The organism is Virgibacillus carmonensis (assembly GCF_057836705.1).
This window is the reverse complement of record NZ_JBYQFJ010000238.1, coordinates 1-618: the sequence shown is the minus strand read 5'-3', so window position 1 is coordinate 618 and position 618 is coordinate 1. Positions and strand designations below refer to the sequence as shown.

Here is a 618-nt window from a genome sequence, read left to right as displayed (position 1 = left end):
AACAGGCTGCCCCAGAAATTAACAATTCAATTCTGGGACAGCTTTTTGTTTTGTTCATCTATCTCTTTCATATGTTCCACATGGGCAGCTCCCCATTCGTGCATAACATCCATAACCGGTTCCAGGGTTTTTCCGTATTCAGTCATAGAGTATTCCACTTTCGGCGGAACCTGTGGATATACGACACGTTCGACAAGGTCTTGTTCCTCTAACTCCCTTAAATGAAGGGTAAGCATTCTTTGGGTAATATCTGGAATTCGTCGCCTTAGTTCATTAAATCGAAGAGTGCCATCAATTAGTAAATGCTGAATTATAAGTGGCTTCCATTTCCCCACGATGCTGTCCAGTGCAACTACCACTTTACATTGATCAGGCTTTTTTTGTTTCTTCTTATCAAGATTCATGACATACGACTCCTTCACGGTACCTTTTTTTATACTATAGCACATAATTGTACCTACTTAACAAAAATCATTGTACATATTATAATTACATCTGTAAAGATTCAACTTTTGAATAGAAAGTATTTATGGAAAGCTGGGAAATATGATGGCCAAACAAGCTTCGAGGTTCCAAAGAGATATAAAAGACCATTGGTATGTGAGCTATAACAAAAAC

General features: G+C 37.9%; 1 protein-coding gene. It reads right to left on the bottom strand.

Translation table 11 applies throughout. The features are described 5' to 3' along the window. Positions 1–26: 26 nt before the first annotated feature. Positions 27–404, bottom strand: a complete 378-nt coding sequence (locus AC3G7N_RS21600; RefSeq protein WP_089061139.1) for a winged helix-turn-helix transcriptional regulator — start codon at positions 402–404, stop codon at positions 27–29. Between the last annotated feature and the right edge of the window lie 214 nt (positions 405–618).